The 15,052-nt window shown below is 67.0% G+C and carries 15 protein-coding genes; 4 read left to right on the forward strand and 11 right to left on the reverse strand.

Translation table 11 applies throughout. The features are described from left to right. Window positions 1-8 precede the first annotated feature (8 nt). The 8 genes from AC5Y46_RS11840 to AC5Y46_RS11875 all read right to left on the reverse strand — a co-directional run bounded on the left by AC5Y46_RS11840 (window position 9) and on the right by AC5Y46_RS11875 (window position 7,904). Window positions 9-1,379: an HNH endonuclease signature motif containing protein gene (locus tag AC5Y46_RS11840; RefSeq protein WP_499944344.1), complete on the reverse strand. Its 1,371-nt coding sequence runs from the start codon at window positions 1,377-1,379 to the stop codon at window positions 9-11. Between the two features lie 121 nt (window positions 1,380-1,500). After that, entirely contained in the window at window positions 1,501-3,072 is a 1,572-nt protein-coding gene (gene fadD1 / locus AC5Y46_RS11845) for a fatty-acid--CoA ligase FadD1 (protein WP_499944343.1), read from the reverse strand. After that, window positions 3,065-3,472 carry a Zn-ribbon domain-containing OB-fold protein gene (locus AC5Y46_RS11850; RefSeq protein ID WP_499944342.1) on the reverse strand — a complete coding sequence of 136 codons (408 nt, stop codon included), beginning with the start codon at window positions 3,470-3,472 and terminating at the stop codon, window positions 3,065-3,067. The genes fadD1 and AC5Y46_RS11850 overlap by 8 nt, the downstream gene beginning before the upstream one ends. Window position 3,473: 1 nt before the next feature. Continuing rightward, a complete protein-coding gene (locus AC5Y46_RS11855; protein ID WP_499944341.1) occupies window positions 3,474-4,676 on the reverse strand; it encodes a thiolase family protein in 1,203 nt (400 codons plus the stop codon). Further along, entirely contained in the window at window positions 4,673-5,098 is a 426-nt protein-coding gene (locus tag AC5Y46_RS11860) for a MaoC/PaaZ C-terminal domain-containing protein (protein ID WP_499944340.1), read from the reverse strand. The genes AC5Y46_RS11855 and AC5Y46_RS11860 overlap by 4 nt, the downstream gene beginning before the upstream one ends. Beyond that, entirely contained in the window at window positions 5,095-5,595 is a 501-nt protein-coding gene (locus AC5Y46_RS11865; protein ID WP_499944339.1) for a MaoC family dehydratase, read from the reverse strand. Before AC5Y46_RS11865 ends, AC5Y46_RS11860 begins: the two co-directional genes overlap by 4 nt. Continuing rightward, window positions 5,588-6,721, reverse strand: coding sequence for an acyl-CoA dehydrogenase family protein (locus AC5Y46_RS11870; protein WP_499944338.1), 1,134 nt, complete (start codon window positions 6,719-6,721; stop codon window positions 5,588-5,590). Before AC5Y46_RS11870 ends, AC5Y46_RS11865 begins: the two co-directional genes overlap by 8 nt. A gap of 4 nt (window positions 6,722-6,725) precedes the next feature. Next, complete coding sequence (locus tag AC5Y46_RS11875) at window positions 6,726-7,904, reverse strand: acyl-CoA dehydrogenase family protein (RefSeq protein ID WP_499944337.1); 1,179 nt, start codon at window positions 7,902-7,904, stop codon at window positions 6,726-6,728. A 272-nt stretch (window positions 7,905-8,176) separates the two neighbouring features. On the opposite strand from AC5Y46_RS11875, the gene AC5Y46_RS11880 reads away from it, so the two are divergent. After that, a complete protein-coding gene (locus AC5Y46_RS11880; protein WP_499944336.1) occupies window positions 8,177-9,409 on the forward strand; it encodes a cytochrome P450 in 1,233 nt (410 codons plus the stop codon). A 29-nt stretch (window positions 9,410-9,438) separates the two neighbouring features. On the opposite strand, the gene AC5Y46_RS11885 is transcribed toward AC5Y46_RS11880, so the two are convergent. Continuing rightward, window positions 9,439-10,881 carry an amidase gene (locus AC5Y46_RS11885; RefSeq protein ID WP_499944335.1) on the reverse strand — a complete coding sequence of 481 codons (1,443 nt, stop codon included), beginning with the start codon at window positions 10,879-10,881 and terminating at the stop codon, window positions 9,439-9,441. Window positions 10,882-11,049: 168 nt separating this feature from the next. Here AC5Y46_RS11885 and AC5Y46_RS11890 point away from each other — a divergent pair, with 168 nt between their 5' ends. Beyond that, the gene (locus AC5Y46_RS11890) at window positions 11,050-12,408 is read left to right on the forward strand and encodes a hypothetical protein (RefSeq protein ID WP_499944334.1); all 1,359 of its coding nucleotides are present in this window, start codon (window positions 11,050-11,052) and stop codon (window positions 12,406-12,408) included. 6 nt (window positions 12,409-12,414) lie between these two features. Here the strand turns inward: AC5Y46_RS11890 and AC5Y46_RS11895 are convergent, their stop codons facing one another. Next, window positions 12,415-12,684, reverse strand: a complete 270-nt coding sequence (locus AC5Y46_RS11895; RefSeq protein WP_499944333.1) for a hypothetical protein — start codon at window positions 12,682-12,684, stop codon at window positions 12,415-12,417. A 13-nt stretch (window positions 12,685-12,697) separates the two neighbouring features. Then, window positions 12,698-13,657 (reverse strand): non-homologous end-joining DNA ligase, encoded by a 960-nt coding sequence (ligD, locus tag AC5Y46_RS11900; RefSeq protein WP_499944332.1) that lies wholly within the window; start codon window positions 13,655-13,657, stop codon window positions 12,698-12,700. 134 nt (window positions 13,658-13,791) lie between these two features. Between ligD and AC5Y46_RS11905 the strand changes: the two genes are divergently transcribed. Continuing rightward, window positions 13,792-14,058 carry a hypothetical protein gene (locus tag AC5Y46_RS11905; protein WP_499944331.1) on the forward strand — a complete coding sequence of 89 codons (267 nt, stop codon included), beginning with the start codon at window positions 13,792-13,794 and terminating at the stop codon, window positions 14,056-14,058. A 50-nt stretch (window positions 14,059-14,108) separates the two neighbouring features. Further along, complete coding sequence (locus AC5Y46_RS11910) at window positions 14,109-14,912, forward strand: mycofactocin-coupled SDR family oxidoreductase (RefSeq protein ID WP_499944330.1); 804 nt, start codon at window positions 14,109-14,111, stop codon at window positions 14,910-14,912. Window positions 14,913-15,052: the final 140 nt, after the last annotated feature.

The following is a 15,052-nucleotide window of genomic DNA, read 5'->3' on the forward strand; positions in this document are numbered from 1 at the left end:
CGTCCCGATCAATCGGGTTCGTCGTCGTCGTCGTCGGGTATCAGCAGTTTCTCGGCGTGGTGGAAGGTGTTGATTCTGGGTTGGCCGTGGTCGAGGTGTGCTGGGGGGATCCATTCGGTGTGGCCTTGGGTGTTGGTGCGGGTGGTCCAGCCTTTTTCGGCCAGTCTGTTATCGGGGCCACAGGCCAGGGTGAGGTCGTTGATGTCGGTGCGGCCGGTTTGGCGCCAGGCGGTGACGTGGTGGACTTCGCTGTGGTAGGCCGGGGCGTCACAGCCGGGTCTGGTGCAGCCGAGGTCTTTGGCGCACAGCATGATCCGTTGGGCCGGGGAGGCCAAACGTTTGGTGTGATAGAGGGCTTGGGGTTTGGCGCCGTCGAAGATCGCCAAATAGTGGTGGGCGCCGCCGCCGGCCATGCGGATCAGATCACTCATGGGTAGGCGGGAGCCGCCGCCGGTGCGCGCCCATCCCGCGGCGGCTTCCAGTTCTGCCACGGTGGTGGTGGCGATGATGGTCACCGGCAGCCCGCGGTGGCGGCCCAACTGCCCGGAGGCCAGCAGTGCGCGTAGCCCGGCCAGCAGCGCGTCGTGCTGGCGTTGGGGTCCCGAGCGGGTATCGCGCTGCGCCTCATCGGCGTCGGGTTCGCCGTCCACGCGCGGTGCCTCGTCGTTCGGGTTGCACATCCCCGGTGCGGCCAACTTCGTCCACGCCGCTTCGATCGCGGCCCGCAGTTCCGGGGTGACCAGCCCGCTCAGGCGCGACATCCCGTCGAACTCCTGCTTGCCCAGCATCAGGCCGCGCCGGCGGGCGCGCTCCTCCTCGGAGTAGTTGCCGTCGGGGTGCAAATAGGCCATCACTTCCTGGGCATAGGTCTGCACTTGTTCGGGGCGAAAGTGGGTGGCCTTGTCGACCAGGTCGGCTTCGGCGTCCTGCCGGGTGCCCGCATCGACCGTGTCCGGCAGATGGGCCAGGAATTTGCGGATCAAGCGGATGTGTTCATCACCGATGAGTCCGGCGCCTTGGGCGGTCGCGGTCGCGGTGAGCAGCGGCCCCAGCGGCTCCCCGGACAGCGCCCGGCGCGCGCCGAGATCTTTGGCTTCGGCGATGCGCCGGCCGGCTTCGGCTTTAGAGATCCGCAACCGATCAGCCAACGCGCTGCGCAGCTTGCCGCCTAACTCCTCCTCGGCGGCGTGGGCGGCGAGTTGGTTGATCACCGCGTGCTGGGGTGTGCGCAGTTGGCGGGCTGCCCGTTCCAGGCGCGCCAGAGCCCGCATCCGCTCCGGGGTGGTGAACACCTCAAAGGACAACGCGCACAAACGATCCACATCTGCATCGAGTGCATCGAAGACCTCCACGATCTCTTCACGCGTGCTCGCTGCCATACCTCAAATTCTAGGAACCGGCACCGACAACTCCCCGGCCCCGACGACATACCTGTGCATAAACCTGCAACTGTGCATAAGCCCGTGTGGTGGCTCCAAATTCATTGCGGAATCGTGAAATTCACCCAACATCCTCGCGGCGGTACTCGCGTCCACGCTCGGCCCGCTCCCAGAGCACCCCGTCCCCGGCAGACACGCCATCCCTGATCAGCTCGCGCTTGAGGATCTTGTTGGTCGCGGTGCGCGGCAACTCGGCGTTGATCCGCACATATCTCGGCCACGCCTTCGGCGACAAGTCGGGCTGGGCAGCCAGGAAATCGCCGAACTGGCTGGGAGACAGCGACGCTCCGCTGTTGAGCACGATTGCGGCCATCACCTGATCCCCTACCCGCTCGTCGGGAACGGCGTACACCGCAACGTGGTTGATCTCCGGCAGGCGCTGCAGGATGCGCTCGACAGGACCCGCCGCCAGGTTCTCACCGTCCACTCGCATCCAGTCCGCGGTGCGTCCGGCCAAGTAGATCCAGCCCTCGGCGTCGCGGTAGGCGAGGTCACCCGACCAGTACATACCGTGTCGCATCCGCTCGTCGGTGGCGGCGGCGTCGTTGTAGTAGCCGCTGAAACCGCCTGCGCCATAAGTATTCACCAGTTCACCGACGGCGTCGTCGAAATTGGCCAGCGCACCGTGCTGATCGAAAACCGCTGCGGCGCACTCGGTCCGGGTTTCCGGGTGGTACACGCTGACACCCGGATATCCCTTGCCGATGGAACCCGGCGGTGTCCCGTCCTCACGCATCACGACGACGGCGAACTCGCTGGATCCGAAACTGTCCACCACCCGGCATCCGAAACGCCTGGCGAACTCGTCGAGGTCACGCTCGGTTGCCTCGTTGCCGAACGCGGCGCGCAGCGTGTTGTGGGCGTCGTCGGGACGCTCCGGGGTGGCCAGCACCAGCGCCAGCGGCTTGCCGACGTAGTTCATGTAGGTGACGCCGTAGCCCCGGATGTCGGCGAGGAATCGTGACGGGGAGAATCTGGCGGGCACCATCGCGGCACCGGCGCTGATGGCAACGGCCCACCCGGCCGCGACACCGTTGGAGTGAAACAGCGGCATCGCGAGATAGCACACGTCCGCGGCGGTCAGCTCGAACCGCTCGGCCAGGCTGGCGCCGCACATGACCGCCATCGCGTGTGCGAAACGCACCGCCTTGGGGTCGCCGCTGGTGCCGGAGGTGAAGATCATCATCACCGGGTCGGCGCCGGAAACCTGAATCGGCACAAGGGGTTGCGCGGCAGTCACCGCCTCGCGGTATTCGGCGCCGTCGACATTCAGGACGGGCAGATCCAGCCCGTCGAGCAACGCCAGGTGTTCGGTATCGACGAGCACCAGTTGACTGTCCGACCTCCTGATGTCGGCGGCCAGCCCTTGCCCGCGGCGGGTCGTGTTGATCCCACACAGCACATACCCGCCGAGCGCAGCCGCGGCCATCGACCGCAGCATGGCCGGCGAATTGCCCAGCAGCGCAGCGACATGCAGCGGCCGCGCCGGATCGAGCCGCTCCAGCAGCACCGACGCCTCGGCCGCAGCTTCGCCGAGGTGCTCGCGCCAGGTCCACGTCCGATCCCCGTCCCGCACCGCGACGGTGTCGTCGTCCATCCGCGATCGCAGCAATTGCTGCACCGTCTCAAACATCGGCCGGCCGGTATCGCAACAGCGTGATCTCATGGCCTGGGACGTCACAGAAGACGGGCGCAACCCGCATGCCGATACGGATGTCCTGCGGGTCGACATCCACCAACTCGGCGCTGACCCGCGGTCCGGCATCCCATTGCACGACGGCGAGCAGCTGCGGCAGCTGCTCAGCCCATGGCGGCCCCGTCGGGCGCCGCGCAACGGTGTAGGTGTACAGCGTTCCCGCGCCGTCGATCTCGCGCCATTCCAGGTCGTCGGCCAGGGTGCCTGGTGCCAGTGTGCGCGGATAGAACACGTACCGGCGCGACGACGGCGAGTACTGGATCAGTATCTTGTGCTCGCGCAACGCATCCCAGAACGGTTGGGATACCGGTGTCGGCTCAGGCAACGGTCGGCTCATGTCAGTCACCTCCTAGCACCAGGGCCACCTGCTCGCTCATGATGCCGCCGTTGCCGGTCACGAACGCGGTGTCGCAGTCGCGCACCTGAGCATCGCCGGAGCGGCCCATCACTTGCCGCGCCCCGTCGACCACGTGATGCATGCCGCCGGCCATGCCGGCCTGCCCGAACGACAATTGGCCCCCGGCCGTGTTGACCGGAAAGTCGCCGCGGAAGGTCAGGTCGTGCTCGGTCAACCATTGCATGCCTTCGCCTTTGCCGCAGAAGCCGGCGTCCTCGAGGGTCATCAGCACCGTGATGGTGTAGCAGTCGTAGATCGAGGCGACGTCGACGTCGGCACGGTCCAGTCCCGCCATTGCGAAGGCTTTTTCGGCGGCACGGGCGATCGGCGTGCGCATGAGATCGTCGGCGTAAGTGGGGGTCTTGAACCGGATGTGTTCGCCGAAGCCTTTGATCCAGACCGGCCGGTGGCGGGCGCGGCGCGCTATCTCGGCGTTGGCCACCAGCACGCCGGCCCCGCCCTGAACCCGCATCACGGTCTCCAGCATGTGGATTGGGTCGGCGATGACCGGACTGGTCAAGACGTCGTCGACGGTGAGCGGTTTGCCGTGGAACACCGCGCCGGGGTGGGCGCAGGCATTGGTCCGTTGCTGCACCGCGATCCTGGCCAAAGCGGCTGCATCGTAACCGTATTCGGCGGCGTAGCGTTGGGCGATCTGCGCGTACGGGGCGTTCTGGCCGACGTTGCCGTACGGGATCTCGAATTCAGCCTGCGGCGAGCCGTAGTTGTTGCTCGACGCGCCGTACCAGCCCAGCGTGCGGCCGGGTCGTTGCTCCGAGCGGGGGATCTCCAGGGATCCCGGCACCACCGCGAGCACCGCATCGCACACGCCCAGTTCGACCGCCGCTGCGGCGCGCCACACCATCCCGGCGGCCGTCGCACCGCCCAGGTCCACCCGGTCACCGAAATCCAGCGGGATCCCGAGATACTCCGACAGCGTCGCCGGTGCGAACATGTCCGACTCGGCGATGCCATGGCACGACAGTCCGTTCACCACAGTGGGTTCCACGCCGGCATCCTCGATCACCAGCTTGGCGAGCAACGCATACTGATCCAACGTGAAGGACGCCGGGCGGGTCTGGCGCCGCTCCGCCGGTAGTTCTGCGATGCCTATGATGGCGGCCTCGCCGCGCAGGCCGCTCACCGAATGTTCCTGCGGGGCAACAAGACGCTGGCTGTGCCGGGCATCAACACCTCGTCGCCGCGTCGACAGGAGATGTCCAGGTCCACGATGCCCTCCCCCTTCCCCGTCACGACACCTCCGAAGGTCAACTCCTGCCCGGGGTAGGCGATCGCGCGATTCTGCACCGAGAAACGCAGCAACCGCCCGGCACCACCGATCCAGTCGGTCAGGGCACGCGACAACAGCGCCGCCTGCAGTGGTCCCTGGACCAGTACGTCGTCGTAACCTTCGACGTCGCGGGCCCACGCCTTGTCGTAGTGGATGCGGTGCCCGTTGTAGGTCGCGGCGCTGAAGAAGAACATCTGCGTCTCGGTCACCGTGACTGTCAACGGCGTTACCGAAGAACCGATTTCGATGTCCTCGTAGTACAGCTGTCCGGTCATGCGGGCCTCGCGATCATCGAGGTGGTCGCCTCGGCGAGCAGGTCACCGCGCTGATTGCGGTATTCGCTGCGCCAGGTCACCAGCACGAACCTGCCTGACCTGCCCTCCTTTTCGGTGATGGCGTCGACGGTACGCACCAGTTCGACCTGATCCCGATGATAGGCGGGCAGATGGAACGTGGTGCTCTCACCGCCAGCCATCCGCCTTGGCGCCCGCGGGAAGGCCAGGCTGCCGGTGACGGCGCCCGAAGATCCGTCTGGGCGCAGGTTGTCCAGTGTGGCCACACCGAGGACCGCGTACTGCAGAAACAACGGCGGACAAATCACGTCGCGGTAGCCGTGCGCGCGTGCGTGGTCGGCGTCGAACCACAGCGGGTTGCGATCATCGACCGCGGCGGCCCAACGTTGCCAGTCCCGCTGGTTCACTTCGCCGCTGGCGGTGGCGACGACGGTGCCGACGCTCGCGGCGGTTTCCGGATCGATGAGACTGTCAGTCACTGGTTGCATCCCAATTCATCTCGTCCTCAAGCCATCTCGCGGCAATATCGGCGCCGCCTCCCAGGGTCGCGAGCACTCGGGCACGCTCGGAGAACAGGTGCAGGTCGGTGTCGACGACATAACCCATGCCGCCGTGCAACTGGTGGGCATCCAGCGTGATCTGCTTGACCCGACTTGCGTGCATCCGCGCGATCGCTGTCTCCCGGGTGCCGGTGCGGCCGCGGCCGATCCAGCACACCGCCGAGTGGGCGGCCAGCCGGGCAGCCGTCAGCGCGATGTGCATGTCGGCCACCAGGTGCTGAGCGGCCTGGAACGACGCGATGGGACGCCCGAACTGCTCACGCATCTTGGTGTGGTCGACCGTGCGCTGCAGCACCCCTTCGGCCACCCCGGTCAGATCCAGGCAGAGCAGCGCCAGGGTGGCGTTGACCACCCGGCGCAGGTCCGACTGGGTCAGACCCGCAGCGCCGGCGAGAATTCGGCGGGGGTCGTCGATCAGCACGTCCTCGAAGCGCAACGCGAAAACGGGGTGCGCCCCCATCACTTTCAAGGGTTCCGCCGAGATTCCGGACGACGAGGTGTCGACCACGAGTCCCTGTGCGGCGCCGCCGGTGTCGGCAGTGACGACAATCAAGTCGGCCAGGTCGGCGTCGGCGACGAAATCCACCGTGCCGTCCAGACGGTAGCGGCCGTCGGCGTCGCGGCGTGCCTGTAATGACGGCGTGAGGTCGGCCGCGTCGCGCGGATTGCACAACGCAACCGTCCCGCGGGCGCTGCCGGACGCCAGCGCCGGCAGCCACGCTTTCCGGGCGTCACCTCCGCCCAACCAGTCGATGGCGAGCGCGGCATGGATGCTGCTGTGCACGATCATCGGGCACAACGCACGCCCGGCCTCCACGCTGAACACGCCGAGTTCACCGAGTCCGCCGCCGGCACCTCCGAGCGCTTCCTCGACCGCGAGCCCCAGCACGCCGGACTCGCCCAGCGCCTTCCACAGCGATGGCGTGACGCGGTCCCCGTCCGGTGGCTGCAACCCGCGAGCCGGTGTCGCCGGACACTCGGCGGCCAGCATCTTGCGGCACATCGCCGCAAGATCACGTTCGTCCTGATCGGGTATCAGCCGCATGCGATCACCGGCCGTAGGAGGGCAGGCGGTATCCCCACTGGGCGATCACATCGCGCAACACCTCGTTGGTGCCGCCACCGAACCGCATCAGCGGCGACACCCGGTACAGACGCTCGAAGAAGCCGTCGAGCGGTGCGGCGGTACTGCGATGCGCGAGCAGCCCGTCGGGTCCCAGTAGGTCGATCGCCAAATCCGCTATGCGCTGGCGCAATTCGCTGGTGAAGATCTTCTCGACGCTGACCTCGACGGTGGGGATGGCACCGGAGTCGAGCAGCGAGGCCGCCTCGTAGCCCATCAGCTTGGCAACTTCGACATCGGCCTCCGCCGCAGCGAGACGGCGACGGAAGGCCGGGTCGTGGGCGGGCACCGTCCCGTCGCGAAGTGGTCGCACCGCCAGCGTGATCAAGTCGTCGAGGGCGCGGCGCAGATCTCCGGCATTGGTCAGCGCCCCGCGCTCCAAGTCCAATGCCCCGGTGATGTAGGTCCAACCCTTGTCGACCTCACCGATCAGGTTGGTGACCGGCACTCGCACGTCGTGGAAGAACGTCTCGTTGGTGCGGTAGCCCGACCATGCGTACAGCGGGTGGATTTCGATGCCGGCCGCGTCGATGGGCACCATGATCACCGAGATGCCGCGATGTCGCGGTGCATCGGGATCGGTTCGCACGCACAACCATTCGTGGGTGCAGCGTTGAGCCCCGCTGTTCCAGATCTTGGATCCGTTGATCACCCATTCGTCGCCGACGCGTACCGCGCGGGTTTTCAGAGCGGCGAGGTCGGTGCCGGCGTTGGGCTCGGAATAGCCGACGGCGCAGATGATCTCGCCCCGTGCGATCGGCGGCAGGAACTCGGTCTTGTTCTGTTCGGTGCCGTGGCGCATGATCATCGGTGCGACCGAGGTGACGGTCAGGTCGGGCCCCGGCACGCCCCAGTATTCGAATTCGCTCATCAACAGGTGCTGATGCATGGCGGTGAGCCCGAGTCCGCCGTACTCGCGCGGCCAGTTCAGGCCGAACCAGCCGCGCTCGCCGATCTTGCGACGGAATGCCGACAACTCGCCGCCGCGAAACTCGAGGTCATGCTCGGCCAGCTCGGCGCGCAACGCCGCAGTGACGTTCTGCCGAAGGAACTCACGCACCTCGGCCAGCCAGGCGCGCTGCTCGTCGTCGAGCTCGAAGTCCACACCGGCGACACTAGTCCCACCCCGGTTACACCTGGCCGGACAGGCCCACGACGGCGCGCTTCGACCCGGTCAATACCGTCGACCGGTTCTAGACCATACGTTGTTCACATTCTGTATGCCGCGCGGACGATCGGGCCAGCCACCCGCCATGATGTCGTTGACAGTGCCCACTATCGGCCATACCTTGTTGGAGATGTTGTCCGCGCGGCGGTGTGCCGGCGGATTCGCGTTCAGTCGGCGGGCACCTGCAGTTCGAACTCGAGGAGACCGCTATGACCGTGGGCACCGCTGCGCCAAGCGTTTTCGAGGCCGATCTGCCGACCCTGGCCTACGAGGCCACCGAGATCCCCGCCGATGTCTACCCGCGCATCCGGACCGCGCAGCGCCAGGCGCCGATTGCGCTGGGCCCTTTCGGTCCCGAGGTGCTCTCCTATCACCTGGTCCGCTCGGTGCTGCGCGATCCGCGATTTCAGATCCCACCCGGCCTGAATCTCGTTGTGCAAGGCATCACTTCGGGGCCGCTGTGGGACAAGGTGACCAACAGCTTGTTGTGCCTGGATGGCGCTGCACACCATCGGCTGCGCAGCCTGACGTCGAAGGCGTTCACGCCGAGAGCGACTTCGCGCCTGCACGACACGATGGTGTCGACGATGGACAGCCTGGTCGATCGGGTGGTGCAGCGGGGCAGCAGTGACGTGGTCACCGACCTCGCGCGGCCGTATCCCGTGCCGGTCATCTGCGCTCTGCTGGGCGCGCCCCGCGAAGACTGGCAACAATTTTCGTTCTGGGCCGATGAGATCTTCAAGGCATTCAGCTTCATAGCGGGTGTCCGCGAAATCGAACCGGCCGTGATGCGCGCATGGGCCGAACTCGACCGGTACGTCGACGAGATGGTGGCCCGTCGCCGACACAGCCTGACCGACGACCTGCTTTCCGACCTGATCCGCGCCGAGGACGACGGGGACCGCCTCGCGTCCGCCGAGCTGCGCATGCTGGCCGGGGGTCTGTTGCTGGCCGGTACCGACACCACCCGCAATCAACTGGCCGCCTGCGTCCAGGTGCTCTGTGCGCATCCGGAACAGTGGGACTTGCTGACCGAACGTCCCGAACTGGCCATGCATGCCGTCGAGGAGACAATGCGTCACTCCCCGATCGCCTGCGGAACCCTTCGCCTCGTGACGCAGGATGCCGAGATCGACGGCTACCGGTTCCCCGCCGGCACCATGATCCTGGTGAATACCGCTGCGGCCAACCGCGACCCGGCGGTCTATGAAAATCCGGAGCATGTCGACATCACCCGGGACGGTGCTCCGGCCATCCTGACCTTCGGTGGCGGCATCCACTACTGCTTGGGCGCGAACTTGGCCCGGCGCGAACTCGCCGAAGCGCTCACCGTGCTCACTCGTCGCATCAAGAATCCGCGCATCACCGGCCCCGCACCGTGGAAGCCGATGGTGAGCCTGAGCGGGCCCGTCAGTCTGCCGATCTCGTTCGAAAGCCGGTAGTTACCGACCCTGGCCGCGCGTCCTTTGCGTCACGGCACGGCGGGCCGGTGCGAAGACCAGGGATGAGCCGACTCCAGTTGCGCGGCAACGCGAATCAGCACATCCTCCCGCCCGTAGGCCGCGGCAAGTTGGACACCGATCGGCAGCCCGTCGGCGTTGCGGTACAGCGGGAGGCTGATCGCCGGCTGCCCGCTCATGTTGAACGGCGGGGTGAATGCGGCGAATTCACCCCCGCGGCGCATCGGAGCCGTCGGGTGGGCCGGGTCGTTGTCGAATTCTGTCAGCGCCGGAGGCGGCTCGGCCACCGTAGGAGTGAGCAACAGATCCCAGCCGTCGGCCCACCACTGCTGCAACGCGCGCCGAAACGCGTACACCGCATCCTGCGCAACCGCGTAGTCGACGGCGGTCACCTGCTGCGCCCGTTCGATCAGGACCCAGTTCACCGGCTCGATATCCGCAGCGGTGACCTCCCGGCCCAGCGTCGCGGCGAACCCGCGCGCCGCCATGGCCATCTGCGTCGCCCAGAGTGCCATGAACTTCTGTTGCAACGTGCTGTCGGCAAGACACGACGGCCACGCCGGTTCGACAATGTGCCCCAACTCCTCCAGCAACGACGCCGAAGTGCGCACCGCCGCAACACAATCCGGGTGCAGGAACCCACCGCGCGGATGAACATCGAGCAACCCGATCCGCAAGCTGCCCGGGTCGGCGCCCAGCTCCTCGACGTAGGGCCGCTGCGGTGCGGGTGCGATCACGCTGTCACCGACTCCGGGACCGCACACCGCATCGAGCAAACCCGCCGTGTCACGCACCGTACGGCTGACACCCAGTTCCACCCCCAGGCCCACCTCGGCCCGCCGCGGGCCGACCGTGATCCGCCCCTGACTCGGCTTGAGCCCCACCAGTCCGCAGCACGACGCCGGAATGCGGATGCTGCCGCCGCCGTCGGATGCGTTGGCGAACGGGACCATCCCCGCCGCCACCGCCGCCGTGGCACCGCCACTCGACCCGCCCGGGGTGCGATCCAGCGCCCACGGATTGCGGGTCGGGCCCCATGCCAGCGGCTGGGTGGTGGGCAGGCTCCCCATCTCGGGACTGTTCGTCCGCCCGGCGATCACCAGTCCGGCCGCCTTGAACCGGGAGACCAATGTGGTGTCGGCGGTGTCGAGCTTGCCCGCCTCTTTCAGCGCCACATTGCCGTTGGACAACCTCTGACCCGCAAAGCTGGTGTAGAGGTCTTTGAGCAGAAACGGCACCCCGCGAAACGGACCGTCGGGCAGCGACGGTTCGGCCGCCACCGACCGGGCATGCTCGAACCACTCGATCACCACCGCGTTCAGCGCAGGGTTGGACAGCTCGATCCGTTCGATTGCCGCGTCCAGCAGCTCGCGCGGCGTCACCTCGCCGGCGGCGACCAGCGCCGCCTGGTCCGTGGCGTCCATCCAGCGCGTCTCTTCGGCAAGACCAGTCATGACTGTTGGTCTACCAGGTCCGCCCTTGCATCAGGCGTGCGCTATCACAGCAAAACATCCGTGCAAACTCGTAAGACCGCAAGCCGTGCACCGCAAATGGTCCGATTCGCCCCGCACCGCCGACGGCCCTAGGCTCAAAGAACCCAGCACTCAACGGGGGGAACGCTGATGAAGGTGCCGAACAGGTTGTTCGCGTCCGAGCGCATACGTGCGTTGGTCGCGGCCATTGCCTGCCTGGCCACCGCATCTTGCTCCACTTCAGCGACCGTGTCACCACCGGCGACCCAGTCCGCGACCACCACCGCACCGACCTCGAAGGCGGCCGCGAACACCGTCGCGCCGCCCCCGCCGCATATCAGTCCGCTCGCCAAGGACTGGAAGACCTATGGCGGCACGGTTTATTTCGGTTGCCCCACCGAATTCACGCTCAGCAAATCCGCTCTCGAGGACATCCGGCCGAAAGTCCTCGATACCAAGACCGCCGAATTGATAATGCCGGCGGTGCCGACCGTCGCCGCGGGCGAAACCGTCACCGGCGCAATGTGCGCGCTGTCGAACATCGAGAGCGACATGAAAGTCGTCTACGTCGTCGCGACCGTCAAACCCGCCAACGGCACCCAACCCGAAGTCGCCAAGACCACCGGCTATGTGTTCGACCTGAAGTCGAGCCAGCCGTTGGCGACCAAGGAACTGCAACCGCCGAACCCGGCGCTCAAACTGGCGTCGGCCAAGGAATGGCGTTTGGCGCCAACCACTCCGGGTGTGGCGTGGGTCAACGCTTTCGCCGACGCGCGCGGTGCTGCGTCACCACCGAGAACCGTGATCCTGTCGAATACCGATCTGTCGACGTTGTGGGACGACCCGCAGCCCGGTCGTGTCTGGCAGGACGTCCTGGCCTTCCCGCGCAGCACTGTGCCCGGCAGCACGACGGGCTTCGAATTGCGGCTGCCCACCGGGGAACCCATCTTCCAGGACAACGACATCGCCAGCGTCGACAGCGAATTGTCCGACGGCACAGACAAACTCGTACAGCTCACCCGCTGGGATTCGCACAGTCCGCCGGTCCAGTCGACCATGTTCTTCGACCTCACTTCCAGGTCGCCCATTAAAATCGGCGACACCGACCGCCTGCCCGGTGCCGGACTGACCGCGACGCTGTCCGACGGCAAACTGTTCGTCGACGGCCGAGGTTCGGACACTTCGTCATTCGGGTACGGCGTGTGGAATCTGCGTACCCAGCATTGGGATTGGCTGAAGAGCCGGGACGAAGCCAGGACGCCGCCGATTTCCAAACTGGCTTTCTTCGGCGACCACCTGTACGTGACCAACGCCGGAAACACCTATGCGGTGTTCGCGTTGCCCGGTACCGATCCGGTGGCGTCCACGTGGTCGGGCCGGCCGTTCGGCCGCATAGTCGGCTGGACGCTGGTGTGCCAGGGCGAAACCGTCGCGCCGCCCAGCGGTGAGTGCCGCGAGATTCTGCTGGTGCGCGACGCCGACGGCCGCTATCCGGGCCCCTGGTTCTGACGACGGTCAGTCAGACGACGCGGACTTGTCGAGGCTGATGCCCCGATCGCGCTTGCTTTGAACGCGCTTGAGCATCTTGTCACCGGCGACGGTTCCCTTGGTCAGCGCCAGCGCGATGATGATGTCGGCGTAGGTGATGACCAGCCCGAACCAGAACGCCCACCGCAGCGCCGGATCCGGTGGCGAGGCGAAGAACATGAGCAGAAAGATCGGTCCGACGATGCCGAAGACGAACATCATTCCCTGAATCACCAGGTACCGCTTGAACGTAGACAACTCGCGCTGCTCCTCAGTTCTCGTGGGCTCGTCGTGCCCGGGCGCGTCGCTTTCCTTCATGCATGGCGGCCACGCGTGCCACTGGAATTGTGCGGCCCTGCTCGATCAAATCACTGGGCAGGCGCTGCGGCGCGGGCATCGACTCGGCCCACGAGGCGCGCCCGGACAGGGCATCGACAGCTGTGTGAAGGGTGAAGTCGGCGGGGCTCACCCGATCCAGTTCCGACCAGTCCAACGGAAACGACACCGGCGTACCGGGTCGTAGCCGTGGGCTGTAGGCGGCCGCGACGGTGGCTCCGCCGGCGCGGGTCGCGTCGACGAACACCTTGCCGGCACGGTCCTCCACGATGAAAGCCGTTGTCGCCGTGTCGGGATCGAGCGCCTCCGCACGAGCGGCCAGCGCGCGGGTCGCCGCCGCGACGTCGTCGACGGGTGCGTGGTCGTCGATGGGTACGAAGACGTGTAAGCCCTTGGCGCCACTGGTCTTGACCGACCCGGCCAGGCCGCAGTCGGCGAGGGCCCGGCGCACCAGGTGGGCGACCTGAACCACTGCGGCGAAGCCTCCCGATTCGGGCGGGTCGAGATCGAGCACCAGGTGGGTGGGCCGGTAGATGTCGTCGGCCAACCCCAGGGCCGGGTGATACTCGACGGCGCGCTGATTGGCCAGCCACAGCAGGGTGCGCCGGTCGTCGCAAACCGGATAGCGCACCTCGCGGTGCGAAGCCTCCGCCCAGATGCCTACCGTCCGCACCCAGTCCGGGGTGTACTTGGGGACGTTCTTCTGCATGAACGGCGCCCGCCCGCGCAGCACCCTCAGCACGGTGAGCGGGCGGTCGACGAGACCGGGCAACATCCGATCGGCTACGGCGTCCAGATAGTCCACCAGGTCGCGCTTGGTGGCGCCGGCGTCGGGACTCAGCGGCTGGTCCAGATTGCTCAGATCGACTCCGGCGCGCTGCTCCCCGGAACCCATCCGTTCAGCCTAAGCCCGGGCGCGGCGCTGGGACCCTGGCGACTTAAATTCGCGCCGCATCCGAACGTTCCCGAAGCGGGCGCCGCGGAGTAGCGTCGTAACCCGGACGTAACACGGGTCGGGGACCGATGAAGATGACCGCTGTGAAGATGCTGACGGCAGGCGTGCTGTTGGCGGGTGCGGTGACGCTGGGGGACGCCCCAACGGTCCAAGCCGCGCCGTCGGCCCTGAGCCAGATGCACTTTGTGGGCAACGATCCCGACGAATTGCCTTGCAGCGACCAAGGATGCGCCCCGCAGCCACCGGCGGCAGCACCGCAACGCCCCCGCGGTGTCCTGGGGTGCGTCCGAGGCGTGTGCATCCCCAAGCCCAACCCGCCCAAGGCCAAGCCCCCACGCTGAACTACGCCCCGCCGCAACCGGTTCGAGGGCAACGGTTAACGTCGTCGTCCATGGGTGCCTTGGACGGACGCGTCGCGCTGATCACCGGAGGAGCTCGCGGTCAGGGGCGCGCACACGCGCTGGCACTGGCCGCCGAAGGCGCCGACATCGTCGCGGCCGACGCGCCCGCGCCGATGCAGGACCTGACCTACCCCCTTGGGACCGAGGACGACCTGCGGGTGACGGCCAAGCTGGTTGAGGAGCTGGGCGGGCGCTGTCTGCCGTTGACCGTCGACGTGCGTGACCCGGCGCAGGTCGAGGCGGCCATCGCGCAGACCGTCACCGACCTGGGCAGCCTGGACATCGTCGTGGCCAATGCCGGGGTGGTCAGTACCGGGCCGTTGGACCAGGTCAGCGATCTCATCTGGCAGCAGCTGGTCGACACCAACCTGACCGGCGTCTTCCACACGCTGCGGGCGGCGATCCCAGTGATGCGCCGCCAGCAATTCGGCAGGATCGTGGTGACCTCGTCGATGGGCGGCCGGATGGGCATCCCGGATTTGGCGGCCTACAACGCCACCAAGTGGGGCATCATCGGGCTCGCCAAATCGGTGGCGCTCGAGGTGGCCAAGGACGGCATCACGGTCAACGTCATCTGTCCGACCACGACCCGCACGCCGATGGTGCAGCCCGAAGGTGATGAAAGCGTTCCCGACGAATTGGTGCGCCGCATGATGAAGGCCAACCCGATACCGCAGCCCTGGATCGAAGCCGAGGATGTCAGCCACGGGGTGCTCTATCTGGTCACCGACCGCGGGGTCGTGACGGGCAGCGTGCTGGAGGTCGGCCTGGGCGGCAGCGCCCGCATCCACTGACGGATCTACGAAAACCGTTGCCTTTCTTGAGGCAATCGCCCCATGTGCCACCCGCCGGCCGCGCGTGATCGTCGGCGTGGTTGCTATCTCGGGTGAAACCGTTGCCGCGATCGGAAACCCGGGGCCGCGAGCATCCCGTC

The organism is Mycobacterium sp. NGS59, assembly GCF_059812345.1.

Bases quoted from the DNA above. Each gene is read 5' to 3' on its own strand.
- AC5Y46_RS11840 (WP_499944344.1), bottom strand. From the start codon at position 1,379: ATGGCAGCGAGCACGCGTGAAGAGATCGTGGAGGTCTTCGATGCACTC.
- fadD1 (WP_499944343.1), bottom strand. From the start codon at position 3,072: ATGTTTGAGACGGTGCAGCAATTGCTGCGATCGCGGATGGACGACGAC.
- AC5Y46_RS11850 (WP_499944342.1), bottom strand. From the start codon at position 3,472: ATGAGCCGACCGTTGCCTGAGCCGACACCGGTATCCCAACCGTTCTGG.
- AC5Y46_RS11860 (WP_499944340.1), bottom strand. From the start codon at position 5,098: ATGACCGGACAGCTGTACTACGAGGACATCGAAATCGGTTCTTCGGTA.
- AC5Y46_RS11870 (WP_499944338.1), bottom strand. From the start codon at position 6,721: ATGCGGCTGATACCCGATCAGGACGAACGTGATCTTGCGGCGATGTGC.
- AC5Y46_RS11880 (WP_499944336.1), top strand. From the start codon at position 8,177: ATGACCGTGGGCACCGCTGCGCCAAGCGTTTTCGAGGCCGATCTGCCG.
- AC5Y46_RS11885 (WP_499944335.1), bottom strand. From the start codon at position 10,881: ATGACTGGTCTTGCCGAAGAGACGCGCTGGATGGACGCCACGGACCAG.
- AC5Y46_RS11890 (WP_499944334.1), top strand. From the start codon at position 11,050: ATGAAGGTGCCGAACAGGTTGTTCGCGTCCGAGCGCATACGTGCGTTG.
- ligD (WP_499944332.1), bottom strand. From the start codon at position 13,657: ATGGGTTCCGGGGAGCAGCGCGCCGGAGTCGATCTGAGCAATCTGGAC.
- AC5Y46_RS11905 (WP_499944331.1), top strand. From the start codon at position 13,792: ATGACCGCTGTGAAGATGCTGACGGCAGGCGTGCTGTTGGCGGGTGCG.
- AC5Y46_RS11910 (WP_499944330.1), top strand. From the start codon at position 14,109: ATGGGTGCCTTGGACGGACGCGTCGCGCTGATCACCGGAGGAGCTCGC.